Genomic DNA, 21079 nt, shown 5'->3' on the forward strand with positions numbered 1-21079 from the left:
TCTCGGCAATGCGGACAACTTGCCCGCGCTGCGGTTCCGGTTGTCGACTGACACGCAGATATGGCCCGCACCCTTGAAGTTCGGGTGCGGGCCACGTGCGTTCACTTCGTCAGTGCCCAGAGGCGTACGGCAGGAAGGCCGTCCAGGTGGTGGGGGTGAGGTCGAGGCGGGGGCCGTTTGGGTTCTTGGAGTCGCGGACGAGGATGTGGTCGAGGGCGGTGGCCACCTCGACGCAGTCGGGGCCCTCGTCCGTGCTGTAGCTGCTCTTTATCCACACGGAGTTGGGATTGGCTCCGGCGTAGGGCTTGAGGGTCATGTCTCTCCAAGCACTTTCTCGATGAGGGCCATCGACTCTCGTGGGCTGAGAGCCTGAGCCCGGATGGTCCCATAACGAATGTCGAGGAGCTGCACTTCCTTCGGATCAGCGATCACTCGGCTGATGTGCTGCACCTCTACGTGTCCGACCGTGGTGCCGTCCTTGAGCCTGAGCAGCCTGAACGACCCAGCGAGACCTGAGTTCTCCTCGTGGCTCAGGGGAAGCACCTGAAGGTCGACGTTGGGAAAGTTGGCGACCTTCAACAGCCGTTCGAGCTGTTCACGCATGACCATCCTGCCCCCGATGGGCCGACGGAGCGTCGACTCACACTGGACAAAATTGAAGAGGGGACGAGCCGTCGTGTCGCTGACGATCTCCTGACGCGCCACGCGGGCTGACAACCGCTGTTCGAGCTCCTCTGCCGTAAAGGTCGGTCGGCGAGCGCTGAAGACTGCTCGTGCGTAACTGCTGGTCTGCAATAGCCCGTGGACGACGGAGTTGTTGTAGGCGCACAGCTCAACAGCCTCCGCCTCCAGGTTCTTCAAGTCCCGTACCTTCTTCGGGTACCGGACCTCCGCCACGTCCTTCTTCATCGCGGCGATCTTCCCGCCCGCGCCCAGCACTTCGTCCGCCGCGTCCAAGTACTCCGGCCGGGGAATCCGTCGTCCCCGCTCCACACAGGAGACCGTCTCCTCCCCGTACTTGATCGCCGCCCCGAACTCCGCCTGAGTGAGGCCGGCCGCCTCCCGCCACAGCTTCAACTGCCGTGTGACCGTACGCATCACGGCCCCGGCCTCTTCGTCGTCCAGCCCCGCTTCCCACTCACTCATGCTCGCCGCCCTCCCGTCGCGCCCTTCCCCGGAACAACTCCGGCCGCCCGCGCCCGGTCACCCCGGGCAGCCCGGACGGAACCCGGACATCTCACGGACAGCCGCAGGTCGCACGGGCCGTCCGTCTTCACACAGTACGCACGTGTGAACACGCTGGGTGATGTGAATCAGGAAATCACCGCACCGCGCACCCCGCTGCACCAGTTCACCGTGCCGCTCTCCGCCACCCGCCGGGGTGCCCGTCTCGCCCGGCTGATCGCCACCGAGCAACTGGAGGCGTGGGGGCTGCCGTTGGATCCGGCCCGGCTGATCGTCGCCGAACTCGCCGCGAACGCCGTCGTGCACGGCCGGGTCCCCGGCCGGAGCTTCCGGCTCGTCCTCACCGTCACCGCGCACGGGGTGCTGCGCGTCGAGGTGACCGACCCCAGAGGGGAGAGCGCGCCCGTGCCCCGTGACGCCCCACCGGAGCCCGCCGAGTCGGGCTACGGGCTGCTGCTGGTCGAGGAACTGGCCGACCGCTGGGGTGTGGTGTCGGGGCCGACGCCGTGCAAGACCGTGTGGGCCGAGCTGGAGCTCCGTCGGTGATCCCGGTGCCGGCGGTGCGGCTCAGCGGCAGAGTGCGTCGATGTCCTCGGCGAAGGTCGGGAACTCGGCACGGGCCTCGGCGATGATGTCCCGGGCCGGTCGGCGCGGGGTGGTGGCGTGTCGTTCGGCGAGTTCGGTGAGGGTCGCGTTCGGGCGGGCCTCGTGCTCGTCGTACAGCACCGTCTCCAGCGGGCCGATGCCGTCGGCCAGCACCCACAGGAAGTCCGACAGGTTGCCCGCCACGACCCCGTTCTCGCCCTCCGAGCCCATGAAGACCACGGGCTGCTCGGCGAGGGGCCTGCCCGGCCGCCCGTACCGACGAGCGGCTCACCCTGTCCCTGCGGGACGTGAACAGACTCGCCCCGAGTGTCGTCGACTGGCTCGAACGAGGTGCCGCCCCCGCCGCCGTCCACCGCACCCTGACCGCCGACCTGCCCGTCCCCATGAAGCACCCGGCGGGCGTGATCGCCTACCGCCTGCGCGAACTGCTGCCCCCGCCGCTTCCCGCGGCCCCGGCGTCTCCACCGGTCACGGCCGGCGCCCACCGCCCGCCCCCCTTCCAGGACTGCGACGGCTGCGAGCGGGTCTTCCGCGCCCCGGAGCCCGGCCGCTGCCGCGACTGCCGGTACGGACCGGCGACAACGAGCGGTGTGGCGAGCGCGGCCTGAGCCCGGTGCCGGTGGTGCGGGTCAGCCGCCCTGGCCGGCGCTGCCGATCGGGCCGACCTGCACCGAGGAGCCGGAGCCGTCCGTGACGGGCAGTGAGGCGGCGCCCGGCCAGTCGAGGGTGACCGACTTCGTCTCGTCCGGCGGGGTCACCACCAGTCCCGTGATGCGGATGCCGGAGCCGCCCGAGTCGTTGACCGGGTAGGTGATGCCGAAGGCCACCGACTCGCCGTCCTTGAGGGTGACCGAGGGGGCCTGCTCGCCGGTGCGCTCCGCGGACAGCGATCCCGCGTTGGTCTTCAGGTCGACGCCCGCGTAACCCGAGATCGTGCAGTCCCGGCCGCCACCGTTCGTGAACTCCACCGCGACGCTGCCTTCCGGGTCGCCTTCGATGGTGCTGTCCGTCGCCGTGACCTCCAGCTCGTCGGTGCGGCACTTGCCGGTCGCGCTCTGCCCCTCGCCCGAGTTCTCCCCGGCGGAGTCCTTCGCGGCGGAGTCCTTCGCGGTGTTCTGGGCCGAGCTGCCCGAGCCCGAACCGCCGTTCGCGGAGGATGAGGTGGACGAGTCGCTCTGGCCCGCGGCGGCGTCGTCGTTCTGGCAGGCGGTGAGCGAGAGACCCGCGACGACGGCCAGGGCTGCGATGGTGATCTTGTTGATGCGCATGATGTCTTCCTCGGTATCGGTCGGTGTGCCGGCCCGTCGGTCCGGGCGAGCGTCTCTGAGTGCCAAGAGCCGTCCGTCCCGTCCGCCGTTTCGCCCAACCGTCCGCTAGTACACCGCTGTTACGGGCGGAGACGGGCGTGGCACACACCACCACCGGACGCACCCCGGTCGGGACGGCGGTTCCCGCACCGTTCCGCGCCCGTTCGCGGCCGCCGTCCGCCGGGACAGATCCGTGACCCGGCAGGACTTGACCGCGGCCGGTGACATGCCCTTCCCGGCCCTCTCGTCCGAGGTGTGGGTCACAGCCCCTGAACCGAACACCGTGGCGTGCCGTTGTGGGTGTGGGCGCACATGGGTGCGTGGCACGAGTGAACGAAGCGCGGGTCCGCGCTTGGAGGTCAGGGTGAACAGGGCATCGAGGATCGCCGGCGCGGCAGCGGTGGTCGTGCTGCTGGGCGTGGGCGGTTACATGGCAGCCGATGCCGCCGGGTTCCTCAAGAAGACAGGGCCCCTGTCGGAGGACGAGGTCCGCTCGGCGTCGGAGGGCTTCCTCGCCGCCTGGGCGGAGGGCGACATCGGTGAGGCGGCGGACCTGACCGACGACGGCCAGTCCGCTCTCACGGCACTGGACGGTTTCCGCAAGGAGCTGGGGCAGGAGGTGACGCTGAAGGCCGCGGAGCGGAGGTCGACCACCGTGGCCTTCTCCGTCTCCGTCCGGCTGGAGGGCGGTGGCGCCCGGTCCGTGTGGACCTACGACTCCGAGCTGAAGGTCGTACGGGACGAGGAGTCGGGTGAGCCCCGCGTCGACTGGTCACCCGGTGTCGTGCACCCCCGGCTGGCGAGCGGTGACAGGCTGACCCTGGTGGAGGACGACGCGCTGTCCGTCGCAGCCACCGACCGGGACGGCAGGGAACTGACCGTCGACGAGTTCCCGTCCCTGGCGAGCGTCCTCCCGGACCTGGCGAAACGGTACGGCGACATCCTGGGCGGCGAACCCGGCGTCGAGGTGCGCGTCACCGGGCGGGACGGCCGGACGGGCCCGCCGCTCCACGTCGTGTCGGAGGGGAAGAGGGCCGAGCTGCGCACCACCCTGTCCGCCGAGCGGCAGCGCGCCGCCGAACGCGCCGTGAAGAAGTACCCGCGGTCGTCCGCCGTGGCGGTCGAGCCCAGCAGCGGGGAGATACTCGCGGTGGCGAACAACCGTGAGGACGGATTCAACGCCGCCTTCCTCGGCAATCGCGCACCCGGCTCGACGATGAAGATCGTCACCGCGGCGGCCCTCCTGGAGAAGGACCTCGTCAGCGCGTCCGGACCGGCTCCGTGTCCGAAGGTGAAGGGCTACGGGGGTGCCACGTTCCAGAATCTGGACAAGTTCGAGATCGACGGCGGCACCTTCTCCGACGCCTTCATCCGCTCCTGCAACACCACTTTCGTGGGCTTCGCGGACCGTGTGGGGAGCAGCGGTCTGGCCGAGGAGGCGAAGGAGGTGTTCGGGCTCGGTCTGGAATGGCACAGCGGTGTGGCCACGTTCGACGGCCGTGTCCCGGAGGCGGACGGGCCCGAAAGGGCCGCCTCGATGATCGGGCAGGGCAAGGTGCAGGTGAACGCGCTGAACATGGCGTCAGTCGCGGCCACGGCCTCCACGGGCACGTTCCGTCAACCGATCCTCGTGGCACTCGACCTGGACGGCCGGAGCATCGCCGAGGCGAAGCGTTCCCTTCCGGACGACGTCACGGAGCAACTGCGCGCCATGATGCGGCGCACCGCGACCGAGGGCACGGCCGCCGAGGCGATGCGCGGGCTGCCCGGAGACATCGGGGCCAAGACGGGCTCGGCCGAGGTCGACGGTGCCGAGACGTCCGACAGCTGGTTCACCGGGTTCCGCGACGACACGGCCGCCGCGGCCACGGTGGAGGCCGGCGGGCACGGGGGAGACGCGGCGGGCCCCATCGTGCGGGACATCCTGGCGGCGGGGGATTGACGTGCCGGTCGCAGCCCGTTCGGGAGGGGGAACGGCCGGCTGGACGAGGGGCCTGCTCATGTCCGCCGTCGTCCTGCTGGCCCTGGGGTGGAACACGGACGGGGCGCCCCGGGAACCGGTCCACGCCGAGGACGGCGTGGACCGGGTCGCTGTGGGGCGCGTATGCCGCTCCGGCCTCGACCCCGGCATGGAACTGTCCTGTGGCACCGAGGGGTTCGGCGACCTGCGGCACGTCTGCCGCACGGACGAGGGGGAGACCCGTTGTACGCGGACCACGGCGGTGGCCGTGCGCAACAGCGGACGCTCCGGTCTCTTCGCGAGCGTCATCAGCGGGCCGCGCCAGGGAGTACGGGAACAGGGCGCCGACCGGATGCTGGCGCCCGGCGAAACGATCACTCTGCGTCCCCAGGGATCGGGATACCTGTTCGACATCACGCTGCGCACGTCCGGTCCCGACCCGGCACGGATCCAGATCGTCCGCGTCCGGTGACGCGGCCGAGTCCACACATCCAGCACATAGAGGAGAGATCCATGGCCGTCGTGGCCACCCGCGGAACAGTACAGAGGGGCACGAGGGCCGTCGTACTGGTGTTACTGCTGCTGTGCGCGGTCGCGTGCAGGGTCGGCGGTGACGACTCCGTGGGCGAGGAACCGGTGGCGCCGACGACAACGGGAAACACGGTACGAGCGCTCCCTGAGCGTCACATGGAGACGAGTGCATAGATCCGGTGGTCCGGCGATCAGCCGGTCGGCCACCGGCCCTGGGGCGGGGCCGGCACCATCCCTCCCATGAGTCGCGGCACGGCTCAGGTGTCGGCCTTCTCGACGTGGACGGCGCGGGTGCGGGTCACGAAGGGGCGGGAGAGGACCGTGACGGCGACGGAGAGCGCGGCGAGAGCGGTGATCGTCGTGGCGGGGGTGAGGTACTGGGCGAGGGCGCCGGCGAGCGCGGCGCCGATGCCCTGCCAGGTCATGCGGCCGGCCGACTCGACGCCCTGGACCTGGCCGCGGACCGGGTCGGGGGTCAGTGCCAGGAGGTGTTCCTGGAGGGGGAGGGTGGCGGCGAAACCGGCACCGGCCAGGAGCACGGCGACGGTCGCCACCGGCAGGGGCGGGTGGAGGGCGAACAGCAGGTAGGGCGCGGCGAGCAGCAGGCGCAGGGGGAACGCGCAGCGGTCCCGGCGGGCGGCGGTGAGGAGCCGGCCGACGGTCAGGTCGCCGAGGAGCATGCCCGCGGATCCGGCGGCCAGGAGGACGCCGGCGTGGTCGGGGGCGTAGGAGATGAACAGCGCCTCGCAGCCGACGATCAGACCGCCCGGGACCCACAGGTTCAGCAGCAGGGCGCGAGAGCCGGGGCGGGAGAAGAGCGCGGTGTTCGTCACCCACGTCTCGCGCAGGCCGGGGCGGCGGGGCGGGCGGATCGAGCGTTCCCGGACGGTCGTCGCCACCACGACCAGTGCGGCGCCGGTCAGGACCGTCGCGGCGACGAAGACTTCCCGCGGGGTCAGGTACCGCAGGAGTGCGGCGCCGAGCGCGTAGCCGAGGACGGCCGTGCCGCCCGAGGTGATGTTCATCAGCGAGCGCGCCGGCACGTACGCGGAGATCGGCACCACTTCGGAGAGCAGCCCCATCCGGATGCCGGTCCCCAGGGACTGGAAGAAGCCCAGCAGCAGGAGGAGGGCGAAGCGGGCGGCCAGGGGCAGCCCCGGGACCGCCTGTGCGGCCACGCCCAGCAGGGAGACGCACTGGAGCGCGACGAGGGTGCGGCGGGGGTGGTTCCCGTCCGCGACCGACATCAGCGTCATCGCGCCGAGCACGGTCGCGAAGGTGGCGCCGTACATGCTCACGGCCGTCAGGAACGGGGAGCCTGTCTGGTGGTCGACCAGGGTGCCGAGGGCGAAGCCCGACAGGGTGCTCGCGGCGACCGTGAGCGTGAAGCTCGCGTACAGGCCGGCGAACTCGCGGTTGCGGAGCAACGCGCGGTAGGTGGTGGTGGGTTTAGAGGTGTCGGAGGTGTCGGAGGGCATGAAAAAAGCCTCCGGACGCTCCCGCCGGGGCGCCGAAGGCCGACGTGCACATTCTAGCGCCCCGTGACCTCAGCCGAGACGGCGGACCGGGGTGCCGGAGAGGTAGGCCTCGATGTCCTCGACCGCCTGGCCGTAGTACGTGCGGTAGTTGAGCTGGGAGACGTAGCCGAGGTGCGGGGTGGCCAGGAGGCGGGGCGCGGTGCGCATCGGGTGGTCGGAGGGAAGCGGTTCCGTGTCGAAGACGTCGACCGCCGCGCCCGCGATACGGCCCTCGTGCAGCGCGGTGAGCAGCGCGTCCTGGTCGACGAGTGCCGAGCGGGAGGTGTTGACCAGGTGGGCGGTCGGCTTCATCAGGGCCAGTTCGGGGGCGCCCAGGATGCCCCGGGTGGTGTCGCCCAGGACCAGGTGGAGCGAGACGAAGTCGCTGGTGCGGAGCAACTCCTCCTTCGAGGAGGCCAGTTCGACGCCCACCTCGTCCGTGCGCTCCTCGGTGAGGTGCGGGCTCCACGCCGTGACCTCCATGCCGAAGGCGAGGCCCACCCGCGCCACCCGGCTGCCGATCTTGCCCAGGCCGAGCAGGCCGAGGCGGCGGCCGTGCAGGTCCGCGCCGACCGTCGACTGCCAAGGGCCGCCCGCACGCAGGGCGTTGTGCTCCGTGACGATGCCGCGGGCGAGTCCGAGGAGGAGCGCCCAGGTCAGCTCCACCGGCGGGGTGGGGGAGCTCCGGGTGCCGCAGACCGTGACGCCGTTGCGTTCGGCGGCCGCGTAGTCGATCACCGAGTTGCGCATGCCGGACGCGACGATCAGCTTCAGCCGGGGGAGCCGGTCGAGGAGGGAGGCGCGGAACGGGACGCGTTCGCGCAGGGTCACCGCGATGTCGAAGTCGGCGAGGGCCGCCGCCAGTTCGTCCTCCGAGGCGAAGTGCTCGGTGAAGGAGGTGACCTCCACCCGGTCACCCACCGGGCTCCAGTCGGCGATCGTGGTGGCGATGTCCTGGAAGTCGTCGAGCACGGCACAGCGAAGCCGCATGACAGTCCTTTCCCGAGAGACCGGCGCCTCCGCCACGGCACGGGCGGACGCCTCCGGATTGTCCACCACGGTGCTGTGGCCGCAGTCGGGGACCTGGATCACCACGGGGGCGGTGGGGTGACGTCGGCACGTCCCGGCCGGGAAGGAAGGTCCCAGGCGCCTGTGGCGGGAGACGGCACGGTGATCCGCTTGCCGTTCCGTCACAGTGCCACCCGCTGCGAGCCCTTCATCTCCTTGTCCGGTCGCCACGTGTCATGGCGTACGGGAGCATTCCGATACCCAAGATCCCGAGGGCCCCGTCCGGAGTTTCCCTGGAATCGGAACCGATCTGCGGCGGAAGGGCCCGTGCGGGCCTCCACCGAGGACGGCGAGGCGTCGGCATCAAGAACGAGTCTTCCGATGGGCCAGGAATGCGAGGACCGCCAGAACAGCTCCGCTCACCGCGGCGATCAATCCGAGCACGATCGGCACAGCATCATCAGTGACCGTTCCCGCAACGCACGCGTATATACCTCCTGTCATTAAAACCGCGGAAAAGGTCCGCACTCCTCTTACCGCGTCGTTCATCGATTCCTCCTTTCGTCGCACTTCGGTGCCGTTCCCTTCGCTTTCGCACGAGAGCTGTGGGACCGGGAGGCACTTCCCGGTCCCACAGCCGTTTACGGGGCCGCCCGCGGCATAGGGGTAGGGGGTTGGTTTCCTGGCCGGAGGGTCGGGTTGGGTGAAGCGGCCGAGGGTGGGGTCGTAGCAGCGGTGGCCCATCCTGTGCAGGCCGGTCGGGTCGGCGTACGCGCAGGTATGCGTCCGGTTGCCGCTGTCGTCGGTGAAGCAGTAGGACTTCCCCAGTCGTCCTTAACGTCTGTTCTTCATCAACGTCTGTTCTTCATCGCAACGTAGAGCACCAGCGCAATGCACCCCAGGAAGACGGTGCCGACGAGCCATTCATAGCCACTGGGTGCAAAACCGGTGAGAACTGCCAGGTGATTCACCGTCGCCCCTTCCGGTTCTTCATCAAAAGGAACATGACGGAAACGAGCAGAACCAGGCCGATCGCCGCAGGTATCTGCCAACCTGGGCCGCCCTCCGATTCCTGCACTGCCAGCGCAAGCAACCCGGTGGCCGCCAGAACAGCCACGGATACACCAATGAAGAACTGTGCCTTGCTGCTCATCGACCTTCCTCCTGTGAGAGTCGGGGGCGTCCATCCGGACGCCCCCGGTCTCCCGTACGTGCTTTTCGGTCTTCTTCTTTATGATTACGAGCGAGCGGCCGCGGTACCCGCCGCCGCCGCTCCTCCCAAGCCCGCCGCCAAGACGTGGCAGCCGCTGATCCCCGCGCCGACAGACGTTCCAAGGGTCGGAGCCGCGCCGACGGCAGCCGCTGCCAGGCACAGCGCCTCAGTCCCGGCTGCGGTCAGAATGCCCACCTTGGTGGCGAAGGCGGCATCTTCGTTTCCGGTGATGGTCTCGTATGCCAGCTTGCCGAACTCCAGGCCCCCGGAAAGGTTCGGGAAGGAAAGCAGCCCGGACGGGTCACTGTTGTTGATGGGATCGCCTGCGGCGTAGAGGTAGGGGTTGGTTTCCTGGCCGGAGGGGTCGGGTTGGGTGAAGCGGCCGAGAGACGGGTCGTAGTAGCGGTGGCCCATCTTGTACAGGCCGGTCGGGTCGAGGTAGGTGCCGGCGTAGCGGTAGGGCTGGGGGACGGCCTCGGTGGGTGTGGTGCGGGGCAGGCCGGTGGGGCCGTAGGCGTAGGTGTGGGTGCGCTTGCCCGTGTCGTCGACGAGGCCGAGGACGTTGCCGGTGGCGTCGGTGAGGTAGTAGTAGGACTTCCCCCCAGTCGTCATGGAGTTCAGGGTGCCCGCGGGTTCGCGGATGAATCCGGTGTCGACGCCGTTGGTGGTCGTGGAGGCCAGGCCGAGTGCGGTGTGGTGGAACCAGGTCGAACCCAGCTTGGTGCGCTCGGCGTTGGTGGTGCCGGAGTGGACGAGGTCGTAGGTCTTGCCGCCTGCGGTGATGCCGGACAGTTGGCTGTAGTCCGTCCAGGTCTCGTTCGTACGGGCCACGCTGCCGGCGCCGGAGGTCTCGTTGCCGAGCTTGTCGTAGGACCAGCCGGTGGTGGAGCCGTTCTTCCCGGTCAGCTCGGAGGCGTCGTTGTACGTGTACGTCGTGGAGCCTGGGCAGGTGCTCTTGCCGCCGTCGTGGCTGGTGAGGTTGCCGGCCCTGTCGAAGCAGTACAGCCACGACGCCTTGCGCGTGCCCGCCGCGTCGGCCTCCAGGGCGTAGGAGAGGCGGTCCTGGGAGTCGTAGGTGTAGGTGGTCGTGTAATCGGTGAGGTTGTCGGTGCGGGTGCGGATCTTGGTGGTGTCCTTGCCCGCGGTGTTCTCGTAGCTGTAGGCGAGGTCGATCAGCGTCGTCGTGCCGGAGGTGGTTTTGATCGCCTGCGGTCGGCCGTTGTCGTCGATGGTGACGGCCTGGGTGGTGCCGCCGGGGTAGACGGTCTTGGTGCGCTTGTCGTTGTCGTCGTAGTCGAAGTCGGTCTTCTTGCCGTCCGGGGCGGTCAGGTAATCCAGGCGGCCGGCCTCGTCCCAGGTGTAGTCCGTCTTTCCGGTCGGGTCGGTGTAGTGGTCGACATCACCGCCCGGTGTGTACGCCAGCGCCGTCTGTGCGCCGTTCTGCAGGGTGCGGACGCTCTCGCGGTTGAGCTTGTCGTAGTCCCACTTGGTGGTGCCGGAGGCGTCCGTGCGGGACTTCACGTTGCCGTCACCGTCGTAGGAGTAAGTGATCGTGAAGTTCGTCGAGGAGACCTCGCGGACGCGGTCGCGGGAGTCGTAGCCGTAGACGGTGGTGATGCCGCGGCCGTCCTCGACGGTCTCCACCCGGCCCAGCGCGTCGTAGGTGTACGTCGTCTCGCCCAGCGGCGCCGGCGGCTTCACCCTGATCAGGTTGCCCTGGTCGTCGTAGGTGAAGGAGGTGACCTTGCCGTTGCCGTCCTTCGCCGTGCAGCGCTGGCCCTCGAAACCGCCGCACTTCGGGTCGGCCTCGTTGTAGGTGTACTCGCGCGTCGCACCGGCGGTGCCCGACGTGGTGACCGACAGGGTGTTGCCGTTGGTGTCGTACGTGAAGCTGTCCCTGCGGCCGTCGGCGGTGGTGAAGTCGTTGGGCAGGTCGGTGCCGGCGATCGTCTGGTACTGGGTCACCGACGCGGTCGCGCCCATCGGCAGCTTCTGGGAGACGGCGTTGTTGCGGCCGTCCCAGCCGTAGGTGGTCGTGTTGCCGCCCGTGCCGTCCGTGCCGGTGCCCATCGCGTCGACGGCGGTCTGGGTGAGGTGGTTCTTGTAGGTGGCGTGGCGGGAATGGCCGAGCGGGTCGGTGACCTTGGTGACCTCGCCGTCCGCGTTGTGGACGTACTCGGTGGCGTCGCCGTCGGGGTCGGTGACCGTGGTGGTGCCCGCGTCCGACGGGGTGGCAGCCGTGTGGTCGTAGGTCCATGTCGGGCCTGTGTGGCCGCCGGACGAGGACTCCGTCGCCCGCTGCATCGACGTGATCCGGTTGTGGGAGTCGTAGGTGAACAGGGTGACGGTGCCCTCAGGGGTGGTCACCTTGGTCACCCGGCGGGAGGAGTCGTACTCGTAGGCGGTGGCCTTGCCGGCGGTGTCGGTGACCTTGACGAGGTTGCCGGCCGCATCGAGGTCGAGGACGGCGGTGCGGCCGGTGTGGTCCTTGGCCTGCCACTGGCTCGCGTCCGTCTTGAGCAGGTCGATCCACCGGCCCGAGCGGGTCTCGGTCAGCTTGAAGCCCTTGTGCTCGGCGCCCTCGTCGTGCTGGTCGACGGTGATCGTGCCGTCGTTCTTGTCCGTCACCTTCGTGAGCGTGCCGTGCTCGTCGTAGGTGTCCTTGGTGCCGGACTTGCGGTCGGTCAGGGTGTAGGTGCCGTCCGCGTTCTTCCTCAGGTCCTTCGAGTAGCCCGTCGGGGTGGTGTAGGTGCCGTCCGCGTCGGCGGTGAAGCGCAGCAGGTTGCCGGTGGCGTCGAAGACGTCCACCTCGCCGTCGCCGACCTGGAGGTAGCGCTCGTAGGCCTGCCACCAGCGCTGCGACACCTTCCCCCACGGCGCTTCGAGGGAGTTGTAGGTGCGGGTGAGCTGGAGTTTCTGGCCCACGCCGGCGATGTCGAAGTCCGTGGCCGCCAGCATCAGGTTGCCGTCGGAGACGTTCACCCGCGCCACGAGGGCGTCGTTCAGGCGGGTGTCGAGGATGCGGTGCCAGGGCACCTCGCCCTGGCCCTCGGGGACGTACGTCGTCTCGGCGGCGGCGGATGCTCGGGCGGTGGTGCCCTTTCCGGCCGCACGGGTCGCGAGGGCCTGCTGCGCCGCGCGCCACGCGGCGACCTCCGCGGACGGTTCGGCCTCCGCCCTGGACGCCGGAGGCCGCGTCGAGCCCGTCGGCGTCGCGGGGGCCTCGACCTTCGTCGGCTTCGTCCACGGACTCTCCGGCTCCGGCAGCACGGGCTTCGGTGTCGCCGCCAGGCCGGGTGCCGCGGCGATCACCACGGCCGCCGTGGTGATCGCCGCGACGAGAGCGGTTCTGTGTGTTCTCCGGGCACGCCACAACGGCGTGCGCGCGGCACGCGAGTGCATCAGCTTCCCCCACAGGGAGTCAGGAGTACGACAGACAGGCAGTCAGAACCGGTGCTCCCTCACGGTCACCGGCGACCCACAAGTTGTCACAGGACGCACACGAACCGGCGTGCCGTGCCCTCGAACGTCATATGCATACGGGCCGGAATGAGTCCCACCGCTTATTGCGTGCAAATGACCTTTTACTCGGGCGAATTGGGCTGCTCAGGGTGCGAGGTTATCCATTCCTCACCCCTTTCTCGCGACGGCATCGACCGAAAAGCTTCAAGACAGGGCCAATTCGGGTGCCTTCCGCTCTCGGGGGGTGCTTTTCCGGCCAGGTTCATGGCGCGGCGGCCGTCCGTATGGACGGCGCTTGCCCGGCTCCTCGGGTGCGGATGAGGGAAACGCCTGGTGGCAACTTGTCTCAGAGGGTGCGCGCGCCCCGTGAGGTTCCTGTGGGAGCGATTCCACAACCTGCACACTGGTCGCGTCCGGTCGGCCCAGTCGCATCCGCCCCCGCTTCGTGAAGGATTCCCAGCGATGAGTGAACCGGGCAGAGCCCTGCCCTCCTGCCGTTTCCGTCCGAGACGCCGCACCGCCACGAACCGGTTCACCGGTCCTGTCCGGTGCGCCGGACGCCTGCTGTGCTGGAACCTCGCCGCAGGCATGGCCACGGCCGCCACCGACCTCCTCCTCGCACCGTCCGTCGGCTGGTGGCCCGTCCTCTGGCCGCTGCCCTGGTACCTCGCCTGCGTGTTTTTCCTCGCCTGGGCCGTCCTGCGCGCCCGTGAGAAGGCCGCACACCGGCCGCCGGACGAGGAGGACCTACCAGGCGAGTGGGACGCGGCGGCCTGAGGGGGAGACGGCTGCGCGTGACGCGGCCGTGGGCCCGGGGAGACGCCGGGCCCGGTCCCGGAGGTCCGGGCCGACTGTGCGTCGGCAAAGGCACGGGTGGGGCGGGCGTAGCGTAGGCGGTATGACGACGTACGGATCCTTCCCCGGCACGCGGCCGCGGCGTCTGCGTACCACCTCCGCCATGCGGCGCATGGTCGCCGAGACCCGGCTGCACCCCGCCGACTTCATCCTTCCGGCCTTCGTGCGCGAGGGCGTGAGCGAACCGGTGCCGATCGCGGCGATGCCGGGCGTGGTGCAGCACACGCGGGACAGCCTGAAGAAGGCGGCGGCGGAGGCCGTGGCGGCCGGGGTCTCCGGGATCATGCTGTTCGGCGTGCCGGAGGAGTCGAAGAAGGACGCCGTGGGGACGCCGGGCACCGACCCGGACGGGATCCTCCAGGTGGCCCTCCGGGACGTGCGGGCCGAGGTCGGGGACGACCTGCTCGTCATGTCCGACCTGTGCCTCGACGAGACCACCGATCACGGGCACTGCGGGGTCCTCGACGAGCAGGGGCGCGTCGACAACGACGCCACGCTCGAGCGGTACGCCGAGATGGCCCAGGTGCAGGCCGACGCGGGCGCCCACGTCGTCGGGCCGAGCGGGATGATGGACGGGCAGATCGGGGTCGTCCGCGACGCGCTCGACCAGATCGGGCGGGAGGACGTCGCGATCCTCGCCTACACCGCCAAGTACGCCTCCGCCTTCTACGGGCCGTTCCGGGAGGCCGTCGCCTCCTCGCTCCAGGGCGACCGCAAGACGTACCAGCAGGACCCGGCGAACCTCCGCGAGTCGATGCGCGAGCTGGCGCTCGACCTGGAGGAGGGCGCCGACATGGTGATGGTGAAGCCGGCGGGTCCGTATCTGGACATCCTGGCGCGGGTCGCCGACTCGGTGGACGTGCCGGTGGCGGCGTACCAGATCTCCGGTGAGTACTCGATGATCGAGGCCGCCGCCGAGAAGGGCTGGATCGACCGGGAGCGGGCGATCCTGGAGACGCTGACCGGCATCAAGCGGGCCGGTGCGCGGAACATCCTCACCTACTGGGCCGTCGAGGCGGCCCGCGCCCTGCGCTGATCCCCTAGGGCCGTAGGGCTTCGGGCCGTCCCGGCCGGGACGGCCCGAAGCCCTACCGCGGGACCGGACCCCTCACGAGGCCAGGAGGGCCTCCAGCGCCTCGTCCGCCGACGCGTTCTCGATGCCGCGGAAGGCGGAGATCCCGGTTCCGGAGAGTGCGGTGGTCATCGGGGCTCACCGAGCCTGACCAGCATCTTGCCCGTGTTGGCGCCGCGCAGCACGCCCAGGAGCGCGTCGGGTGCCCGCTCGATGCTCTCGACGACGGTCGTCTCGGTGCGCAGGGTGCCGTCGGCGAGCCAGGGCGCTGCATTGGCGATCCACTCGGGGAACAGGTCCAGGTGGCTGCTGACCACCATCCCGCGGAGCGTGACCTCCTTGGCGGCCGCGTCGAAGAGGTTGCGGGGGCCGGGAACCGGTTCCGTGGCGTTGTACGTGCTGATCGCGCCGACCATCGCGATCCTGCCGTCCGCGCGCATCGCGCCGATGGCCGCCTCGAGGTGGTCGCCGGCCACCGAGTCCAGGTAGACGTCGATGCCGTCGGGGGCGGCCCGGTCGAGCTGTTCGGCGAGACGGCCCTGGCGGCACCGGCGGTCTGGAGGGCCCCCGTTACCGGCTGCTCGAGTCGGTGGCCGCTTACGGAATGGAACGGCTCGACGAGGCCGGCGAGGCAAAGGACACCCTGCGCCGGCACGTCCTCCATCACGTCGATTTCGCCGAGCGGGCCGCGCCCCTGCTGCACGGGCGCGACCAACGCCACTGGCTGCACCGCCTGGACGCCGAGACGCTGAACCTGCGCGCGGCCCTCGACCGCGCCGTGACGGCCGGGGACGGCGGGCTCGGACTGCGGCTGGTCAACGCGCTCACCTGGTACTGGTATCTGCGCGGACGTTTCGGTGAGGCGGTCAGGTCGCTGCGGCACGCGATGGAGGGCGCGGACCTGGAGGACACCCCCGTGCCGGGCCCTACGGCGGGCTCCGCGGTGGACCCCGCGGTGGGCCCCGCGGCGGTCCGCACCGATTCCGCCCTCGCCGCCGCCCTCGCCTCCGCCCGCGCCAGACGGGCCGCGTTCGCCCTCTACACCGGGGACGACCCGGCCGCGGACGGGTCCTTCGAGGGCGCCGACACCTGGGGCAGGTGGCTGCTCGCCCACGCGCGCTGCGGCTTCGGCGACCCGGCGGGGGGCGACGGTTCCTTCGACGGGCTGACCGCCGAGTTCCGGAAGGCCGGCGACCGCTGGGGCGAGGCCGCCGCGCTCAGCACGCTCGCCACCCAGGCGCTCTACGAGGGTGACCTCGCGGCGGTCCGGCGTCACGCCGGGGCGAGCGCCGCGCTCTTCGCCGAAGTCGGCGACCGGTGGGGTCAGCTGCAGGCGTCGGAGCAACTGGGCGTCGTCGCCGAGGTCACCGGCGACTACCCGGCCGCGGCCCGGCTCCACCAGGACGGCGTACGCAGCGCCGAGGAACTCCAGTTGTGGTCGCACGTCTCGTTCCGGCTGGCCAGGCTCGGCCGTATCGCGCTGCTGACCGGCGACGACGTACGGGCCACGGAGCTGCACGAGCGGGCCAGGCGGCTCGCCGTGGAGCAGTCGCACCGGACCGCGGAGCAGTTCGCCGAGAACGGGCTGGCCCTCGGCGCCCGCCGCCGGGGCGATCTCGACGCCGCCGAGGCGCTGTTGCGGCCCTGGCTCGACTGGAACCGGCGCTTCGGTGTGGACGCGGGCGCCGCGCTGGTCCTCGCGCAGCTCGGTTATGTCGCCGAGCAGCGCGGTGACGCGCGGCGTGCGGGGGAACTGCACCGGGACGGGTTCGCCGCGGCGCGTCGCAGCGGGGACCCGCGGGCGGTGGCGCTCGCCCTGGAGGGGCTGGCCGGTGCGCGGGCGGCGGCCGGTCGGCCCGAGGAGGCAGCGTCCCTGCTCGGTACCGCGGCCGCCGTCCGGGACGCCGTCGGCGCGCCCCTGCCCCCGGCCGAACGCGCCGACGTGGACCGTGCGGCGGAGCGTGCCCGTGAGGCCCTGGGCGGGCCCGGTTTCACGGCGGCGTTCGCACGGGGCCGGACCCTCACCGCCGAGGACCAGATACGGCTGCTCGACGCGGCCGTGTCGCACGAGTGAGGCCGCACCCCGCGCCGGCCGCTCCGGGCCGTGGGCGGGGTGCCGCGCTCTAGTACAGGGCGGTGTCCATGGTGGACTGCCAGTAGGTGACCTTCAGGGCGTCGTCGACGTGGACGCCGCCGGAGGGCAGGCTCACGGTGGCGATCGAGCCGTCGTCGAACGGAACGGTGAGGGTGTTCACCGTGTGCCCGTTCCCGGCGCTGCCGTCGGCGGCCGACAGCAGCACGCCCGCGTAACCGGACTTGTCGGGCTCCAGGGTCGTCACCGCCTGCGGCTTGGTCTCCTCGAAGACCGGCGGCACGGACTGGGCCTCGCCGAACCTCGCCTGCGGGTAGGCGGGCAGGTAGCACGTCTTCGAGCCGGTGTTGGTGGCCGTCAGCAGCAGGTGGTTGACCGGGCGGTCCACCTCGGTGGCGGTGATCTTCACGGAGGACGCGGAGCACTTGCCGGGGATGCCCTTGTCCTGCGTGTCGGAGCCGGAGCTGCTCCCGGACCCGTTTCCGGACCCGCCTGCCGTGCCGGTGTCCTTTCCGGTGCCCGAGGAGCCGGACGAACCGCCCTTGTCGCCCTGGGCGTCCGTGCCGTTCGAGCCGTTGTTTCCGGACGTGCCGGCGGAGCCTGCGGTGGACGGCTTCGCCTCGGCGGTGGCCGTGGTGGAGGAGGACGGGCTGTCGGCGCCCGTGTCCGATCCGCCCTCGCAGGCCGTCAGTGCCAGTGCCGCGAGGGCGACGGTGGACGCGGCGAACAGGCGGGTGCGGACGGTGCGTACGGACATGGTGAAGCCCCTTCGGATGTGGCTGGAGTGTGCGGGCCGCTCAACTGGACTTCAGGAACGGCTGCTTGGATGACCACAGCGTGTGGCACGTTCCGTCCCGGTCGCCAGCGACGTCGGGGCATGCGGGACAATGGAATGAGAAAAACGACTCTGAGCTGGGGAAACGGTGTCCCGCTGGGACGCGGTACGGGGATGCGGGAGTGGGAGAAATGGTGGCCGGGGACGATTTCGCGGGGCTGCTGAAGGAGCTGAAGGAGCGTTCCGGCCTCAGTTACGGGACGCTGGGCAAGCGGTTGCACATGAGTGCGTCGACACTCCACCGCTACGTCAGCGGTGAGGTCGTACCGGTGGAGTTCGCCCCGGTGGAACGGATGGCCCGGTTGTGCCGGGCGACCCCCGAGGAACTGCTGGAGCTCCACCGCCGCTGGATCCGCGCGGACGCCATGCGGGGCGTGAAGGAGGACAGCGGCGCGAAGGGAGAGGCCAAGTCTTCGGAGGAGAAGGCCAAGTCCTCGGAGGAGAAGGCCGAGTCCTCCGAGAGGGAGGTCAAAACCGCTGCGGGAGGAACCGAGCCCGCCGAGGGGGATGCCGAGTCCGCTGCGGAGGGAGCCGAGCCCGCCGAGGGGGGTGCCGAGCCAGCTGCGGGAGGAGCCGAGTCCGGCCGCGCCGGGAGCGAGCCCCCCGCCGGTGCGTCCCCGGGTGACGAGGAGGAGGCCGTCACCGTGGTCGGTGACGCGGCCCGTGGTGGCACACCGGTGGGTGGCCGCAGGTTCTCGCGGCGGACCGCGCTGTACGCCGGTACGGCCGTCGCCCTCGTCACCGCCGTGGCGCTCGGAGCGACGCTGCTCCCGGACGGGGAGGCCGGACGGGGCGGCTCCTCCGACGTCGCCGGAGCCACCGTCTCCCCCTCGGAGTCCCCCTCGCCGTCGCGGACCGCGCGGTCGGCCTCCCCGAGCGGAAGCGCGTCGGCCACGCCGTCCGCCTCCGCGTCCGAGAAGGACGAGCCGACGGCGAGCCCCTCGGCCTCCCGGGGCGGGAACGCCGGCGGTTCCACCGGCCGGGACACCGGGGGAGAGGAGGGCGTTCCGGTCGCGGTCCAGACCACGCCGTACTACTGGGACTCCCCCTGCGAGCAAAGTTTCCTCGTCGACCGGAGCCCGCAGAACATGCCGCCGCCGCCGTCCGCCCAGCGGGACACGGTCGGCTGGGCCACCCCGCTCGGTGCCGTCTCCGCCGACCGGCAGATGGTCGCGCTCACCGTGCAGGGCACGAGCGAGGAGACCGTCGTCCTGCAAGGGTTGCACCTGCGCGTGGCGGGCAGTGGGGCGCCGCTCACCTGGAACAAGTACGCGGTGGGCGTCGGCTGCGGTGGCGAGGTGGGCATCAAGTCGTTCGACGTGTCCCTCGATCTGGGCAGCGCCCTGGTCACCCCGATCAACGGGCAGCGGAACTTCCCCTACAGCGTGAGCAAGTCCGACCCCGAGGTCTTCTACGTCAACGCGCACACCGCCGGGCGCGACGTCCGCTGGTACCTGGAGCTCGACTGGTCCAGCGGATCGCGGCGGGGCACGATCCGCGTCGACGACCACGGCAAGCCGTTCCGCACCAGCGCCTCGAAGACCGAGTACTACGGGTACATGCTGGGCGGCAACAGCTGGGAGTACTTCGAGGGCACCTGATCCGGTGGACGACGCACTCGGGCGGCGGTCCAACCGCCGCCCGACGTAAGGTGATCGCGTTCGGCACCGCTCCCGGCAGGAGCGCGTGCGCACTGTTCCGTCCAGCACGAACCGTGAGGGAGAAGCCCGTGTCCGGTGACGCGCTCAGTCAGGATCCCGCCGAGTTCCAACGGCGGATCGACAGCAGCAAGGCGCATCCGGCCCGGGTCTACGACGTGTTCCTTGGGGGCAAGGACCACTACCCCGCGGACCTGTCGGCGGCGGCCGCGGGACTGACGGCGAATCCGCGCGGGTACCTCGACGTGCGGCACAACCGGGACTTCCTGCGGCGCGCGGTGAACGCGCTGGTGACGGACGACGGCATCCGCCAGTTCCTCGACATCGGCACCGGCCTGCCCACCGCGGAGAACGTGCACCAGATCGCCCAGCGCGTCGCCCCCGAGTCGCGCGTCGTGTACGTCGACAACGACCCGGTGGTGCTGGCGCACGCGCGCGCCCTGCTCACCAGTGGGCCCGAGGGACGTACGGACTACATCGACGCGGACCTGAAGGACCCGGCCGCCATTCTCGAACGGGCGGCGAAGACACTGGACTTCGACCGGCCGATCGCGCTGTGCCTGGTCGCCGTCCTGCACTTCGTCGAGGACGAGGAGGCGTACCCGATCGTGCGCGAACTCGTCGGCGCCCTGCCCTCCGGCAGCCGCGTGGTGCTCAGCCACCTCACCGAGGACCTCAACGCCGAGAACATAAGGGCGGTGCAACGGACCTACACCGAACGGGGGTTCACGTTCGTGCTGCGCACGCGGGCGGAGGTGGAGCGGTTCCTCACCGAGAACGCCCTGGACGTCGTGGACCCGGGCGTGGTCCCCGTGCACCACTGGCGTCCCGACCACGCCGCGCCCGTCCCCGAGCGGCCGGAGGCCTCCTACCTGGAGGGTCTCGACCCCATCGAGCGGGTCCGTTACGCGGACATCAACGACGTGACGGACGCGGACATCAACGTGTACGGGGCGGTCGGCAGGAAGGCCTGAGGCCGGCCGGGCCGTCCGGATCGCGGAAAGCCGCGTGTAGAGGGCACGTGGTTTTCTAGGCTGCGGGCACGCGTCGTCACCGCAGCCGAAGGAGCCGTGCCATGACCGTCACCGAGCCCGTCCTCGCTCCCACGCCCCAGCTCGCCGCACGGGCCCGCACGGTCGGCGGCTCGCCCGTACGGGACATCCTGGCCGTCACCGCCCGCCCCGAGGTGATCAACTTCGCGGGCGGGCTCCCGGCGCCCGAGCTGTTCGACACCGACGGCATCGCGGCGGCGTACCAGGCGGTGCTCGCCGAGACCCCCGCGCGGGCCCTGCAGTACTCCACGACGGAGGGCGAGCCCGCGCTCCGGGCGGCGCTCGCCGCCCGCACGGCCGCCCGCTCCCTGCCCACCACCCCCGACGACCTGCTCGTCACCACCGGATCCCAGCAGGCGCTCTCCCTCCTCGCCACCGCGCTGCTCGAACCCGGCGACACGGTCCTGGTCGAGAACCCCTGCTACCTGGCGGCACTTCAGGCCTTCTCCCTGGCCGGGGCGCGCGTGGTGGCCGTCCCCGGCGACGAGCACGGCCTCGACCCGGACGCGCTGGACGCGACGGTGGCGCGCGAACGCCCCAAACTCCTCTACACCGTGCCCACCTTCCAGAACCCGACCGGCCGCACCCTGCCCGCCGCCCGCCGCGCCGCCGTCGCCGAGGTCGCCGCCCGGCGCGGACTGTGGATCGTCGAGGACGACCCGTACGGCGAACTGCGCTACGAGGGCGAACGCGTGCCGTGGATCGCCGCCCACCCCGGCGCCGGGG

The 21079-nt window shown here is 70.8% G+C and carries 21 protein-coding genes and 1 pseudogene; 11 read left to right on the forward strand and 11 right to left on the reverse strand.

Annotation, left to right across the window (positions count from 1 at the left end; translation table 11 throughout):
• Nucleotides 1–109: 109 nt before the first annotated feature.
• Together KUM38_RS23650 and KUM38_RS23655 are read right to left on the reverse strand one after the other, a co-directional pair.
• The gene (locus KUM38_RS23650) at nucleotides 110–316 is read right to left on the reverse strand and encodes a DUF397 domain-containing protein (RefSeq protein ID WP_217131440.1); all 207 of its coding nucleotides are present in this window, start codon (nucleotides 314–316) and stop codon (nucleotides 110–112) included.
• Nucleotides 313–1146, reverse strand: a complete 834-nt coding sequence (locus KUM38_RS23655; RefSeq protein ID WP_217131441.1) for a helix-turn-helix transcriptional regulator — start codon at nucleotides 1144–1146, stop codon at nucleotides 313–315. Before KUM38_RS23655 ends, KUM38_RS23650 begins: the two co-directional genes overlap by 4 nt.
• A gap of 162 nt (nucleotides 1147–1308) precedes the next feature.
• Between KUM38_RS23655 and KUM38_RS23660 the strand changes: the two genes are divergently transcribed.
• Entirely contained in the window at nucleotides 1309–1731 is a 423-nt protein-coding gene (locus tag KUM38_RS23660; protein WP_217131442.1) for an ATP-binding protein, read from the forward strand.
• Between the two features lie 21 nt (nucleotides 1732–1752).
• On the opposite strand, the pseudogene KUM38_RS23665 reads toward KUM38_RS23660, so the two are convergent.
• Nucleotides 1753–2040, reverse strand: a pseudogene (locus tag KUM38_RS23665) (SMI1/KNR4 family protein); the annotation flags it as partial.
• 38 nt (nucleotides 2041–2078) lie between these two features.
• On the opposite strand from KUM38_RS23665, the gene KUM38_RS23670 reads away from it, so the two are divergent.
• Entirely contained in the window at nucleotides 2079–2399 is a 321-nt protein-coding gene (locus tag KUM38_RS23670; RefSeq protein WP_308409027.1) for a hypothetical protein, read from the forward strand.
• Between the two features lie 21 nt (nucleotides 2400–2420).
• Here the strand turns inward: KUM38_RS23670 and KUM38_RS23675 are convergent, their stop codons facing one another.
• Nucleotides 2421–3059, reverse strand: a complete 639-nt coding sequence (locus tag KUM38_RS23675; protein WP_217131443.1) for a DUF4232 domain-containing protein — start codon at nucleotides 3057–3059, stop codon at nucleotides 2421–2423.
• A gap of 403 nt (nucleotides 3060–3462) precedes the next feature.
• Between KUM38_RS23675 and KUM38_RS23680 the strand changes: the two genes are divergently transcribed.
• Both KUM38_RS23680 and KUM38_RS23685 read left to right on the forward strand, forming a co-directional pair.
• Nucleotides 3463–5040: a penicillin-binding transpeptidase domain-containing protein gene (locus KUM38_RS23680; RefSeq protein WP_308409028.1), complete on the forward strand. Its 1578-nt coding sequence runs from the start codon at nucleotides 3463–3465 to the stop codon at nucleotides 5038–5040.
• Between the two features lie 58 nt (nucleotides 5041–5098).
• Nucleotides 5099–5530: a hypothetical protein gene (locus KUM38_RS23685; protein WP_217131444.1), complete on the forward strand. Its 432-nt coding sequence runs from the start codon at nucleotides 5099–5101 to the stop codon at nucleotides 5528–5530.
• A gap of 316 nt (nucleotides 5531–5846) precedes the next feature.
• Here KUM38_RS23685 and KUM38_RS23690 read toward each other — a convergent pair whose 3' ends face one another.
• Nucleotides 5847–7067 carry an MFS transporter gene (locus KUM38_RS23690; protein ID WP_217131445.1) on the reverse strand — a complete coding sequence of 407 codons (1221 nt, stop codon included), beginning with the start codon at nucleotides 7065–7067 and terminating at the stop codon, nucleotides 5847–5849.
• A gap of 69 nt (nucleotides 7068–7136) precedes the next feature.
• Entirely contained in the window at nucleotides 7137–8096 is a 960-nt protein-coding gene (locus tag KUM38_RS23695) for a D-2-hydroxyacid dehydrogenase family protein (protein WP_217131446.1), read from the reverse strand.
• Between KUM38_RS23695 and KUM38_RS42980 the strand changes: the two genes are divergently transcribed.
• Complete coding sequence (locus KUM38_RS42980) at nucleotides 8095–8217, forward strand: hypothetical protein (protein WP_302181263.1); 123 nt, start codon at nucleotides 8095–8097, stop codon at nucleotides 8215–8217. The two genes, KUM38_RS23695 and KUM38_RS42980, sit on opposite strands and share 2 nt — an antisense overlap.
• Nucleotides 8218–8477: 260 nt before the next feature.
• On the opposite strand, the gene KUM38_RS43655 is transcribed toward KUM38_RS42980, so the two are convergent.
• The 3 genes from KUM38_RS43655 to KUM38_RS23710 form a co-directional block, all read right to left on the reverse strand.
• Complete coding sequence (locus tag KUM38_RS43655; protein ID WP_366812697.1) at nucleotides 8478–8942, reverse strand: RHS repeat-associated core domain-containing protein; 465 nt, start codon at nucleotides 8940–8942, stop codon at nucleotides 8478–8480.
• Nucleotides 8943–9081: 139 nt separating this feature from the next.
• A complete protein-coding gene (locus tag KUM38_RS23705) occupies nucleotides 9082–9267 on the reverse strand; it encodes a hypothetical protein (RefSeq protein WP_217131448.1) in 186 nt (61 codons plus the stop codon).
• A gap of 84 nt (nucleotides 9268–9351) precedes the next feature.
• Nucleotides 9352–12729: an RHS repeat-associated core domain-containing protein gene (locus tag KUM38_RS23710; RefSeq protein ID WP_217131449.1), complete on the reverse strand. Its 3378-nt coding sequence runs from the start codon at nucleotides 12727–12729 to the stop codon at nucleotides 9352–9354.
• A 522-nt stretch (nucleotides 12730–13251) separates the two neighbouring features.
• On the opposite strand from KUM38_RS23710, the gene KUM38_RS23715 reads away from it, so the two are divergent.
• On the forward strand, nucleotides 13252–13566 hold the full coding sequence (locus KUM38_RS23715; protein ID WP_217131450.1) for a hypothetical protein: 315 nt from the start codon (nucleotides 13252–13254) through the stop codon (nucleotides 13564–13566).
• A 121-nt stretch (nucleotides 13567–13687) separates the two neighbouring features.
• On the forward strand, nucleotides 13688–14680 hold the full coding sequence (gene hemB / locus KUM38_RS23720) for a porphobilinogen synthase (RefSeq protein WP_217131451.1): 993 nt from the start codon (nucleotides 13688–13690) through the stop codon (nucleotides 14678–14680).
• Nucleotides 14681–14844: 164 nt separating this feature from the next.
• Here hemB and KUM38_RS23725 read toward each other — a convergent pair whose 3' ends face one another.
• A complete protein-coding gene (locus tag KUM38_RS23725) occupies nucleotides 14845–15192 on the reverse strand; it encodes a hypothetical protein (protein ID WP_374227071.1) in 348 nt (115 codons plus the stop codon).
• A 128-nt stretch (nucleotides 15193–15320) separates the two neighbouring features.
• Between KUM38_RS23725 and KUM38_RS23730 the strand changes: the two genes are divergently transcribed.
• Nucleotides 15321–16790 (forward strand): hypothetical protein, encoded by a 1470-nt coding sequence (locus tag KUM38_RS23730; RefSeq protein ID WP_217131453.1) that lies wholly within the window; start codon nucleotides 15321–15323, stop codon nucleotides 16788–16790.
• A gap of 49 nt (nucleotides 16791–16839) precedes the next feature.
• Here KUM38_RS23730 and KUM38_RS23735 read toward each other — a convergent pair whose 3' ends face one another.
• Nucleotides 16840–17565, reverse strand: a complete 726-nt coding sequence (locus KUM38_RS23735; RefSeq protein WP_217131454.1) for a DUF4232 domain-containing protein — start codon at nucleotides 17563–17565, stop codon at nucleotides 16840–16842.
• A 209-nt stretch (nucleotides 17566–17774) separates the two neighbouring features.
• Here KUM38_RS23735 and KUM38_RS23740 point away from each other — a divergent pair, with 209 nt between their 5' ends.
• The 3 genes from KUM38_RS23740 to KUM38_RS23750 form a co-directional block, all read left to right on the forward strand.
• Nucleotides 17775–19244: a helix-turn-helix transcriptional regulator gene (locus tag KUM38_RS23740; protein ID WP_254397654.1), complete on the forward strand. Its 1470-nt coding sequence runs from the start codon at nucleotides 17775–17777 to the stop codon at nucleotides 19242–19244.
• Between the two features lie 128 nt (nucleotides 19245–19372).
• Complete coding sequence (locus KUM38_RS23745) at nucleotides 19373–20275, forward strand: SAM-dependent methyltransferase (protein WP_217131455.1); 903 nt, start codon at nucleotides 19373–19375, stop codon at nucleotides 20273–20275.
• 101 nt (nucleotides 20276–20376) lie between these two features.
• Nucleotides 20377–21079, forward strand: a 703-nt coding sequence (locus KUM38_RS23750; RefSeq protein ID WP_217131456.1) for an aminotransferase class I/II-fold pyridoxal phosphate-dependent enzyme, incomplete at its 3' end; no start/stop codon positions are given.

Origin of the sequence: Streptomyces sp. AC558_RSS880 (assembly GCF_019049255.1) — a bacterium.
GTDB lineage: Bacteria > Actinomycetota > Actinomycetes > Streptomycetales > Streptomycetaceae > Streptomyces.